The sequence below is a fragment of the Hymenobacter agri genome (assembly GCF_054778495.1).
Genome location: NZ_BAAGZM010001065.1, coordinates 1 through 911 on the forward strand (window position 1 = coordinate 1; position 911 = coordinate 911).

1 protein-coding gene is annotated in these 911 nt (G+C 63.9%); it reads left to right on the forward strand.

The annotated features are described in order from the left end of the window. Window positions 1–545 (forward strand): LytR/AlgR family response regulator transcription factor (locus ACYVDE_RS24485; RefSeq protein ID WP_460504129.1); only part of this gene is annotated, 545 nt, incomplete at its 5' end. Window positions 546–911 lie beyond the last annotated feature (366 nt).

The window sequence follows — 911 nt, forward strand, 5'->3', positions numbered from 1 at the left end:
CCCAGCAGCTGCTGGCGCACCAGCCCCTGCCGCTCATCTTCCTCACCTCGCGCACTGACGGCGAGACGTTTGGCCGGGCCGAGCAGCTGGGAGCGGCCGCCTACCTCACCAAGCCCGCCACGCTCGATGCCCTGCAACGGGCCTTGGCGCTAGCATTGCGCAATTTCGCGGCCCGCTACCCGGCGGCCGATACTTTCTGGCAGGCCCCCAGCGGCGAGGCCCTGCCCGATTCGCTCTTCATCAAGGAGAACGGAATGCTGGAGAAAATCCGGCTCAGCGAAGTGCAGTGGGTGACGGCCGACGACAAGCACTGCCGCCTAGTGCTGGCCCACCGCACGGTGCAGGTGCGCATGCCCCTGCGCGAGCTGGTGCGCCACCTGCCCGCCAGTTCCTTCGTGCAGATTCAGCGCAGCTACTACGTCAACCTCAACCACATCGAGCGCCTCGACACGGGCCGCCACCTGGTGCAGGTGGGCGAGCACATCCTGCCCGTGAGCCGCACGCTGCAGGAGGAGCTGCTGCGCCGCCTGCGCACGATTGGGTAGGCCGGCGGTATTCGTCGGGTAGTCCAGAACGGTCATGCTGAGCGTAGTCGAAGCATCTCTACCGCTTCGTTGCTTCGGTTTTGACCCAATTCGGTAGAGGTACTCCGACTGCGCTCAGCATGACGGTCTGGAGGCACAGCCAACGCTACCATTTTCATCGATTTTCTCAATTTCTCATCACCCCAATTTCCTTGCTTATGCGCACGTTTACTTCGTTTTGTAGTCGCAGTAGCCGTTTTGGCGGCTGGCTGGCGCTGCTGCTTCTGCTCAGCGCCACGCCGGCGGCTTTCGCGCAGCTCAGCGGTGCCTATACCATCAACAGCGCCCAGCCCACGGCGGGCACGAACTACGCCAGCTTCACGGCGG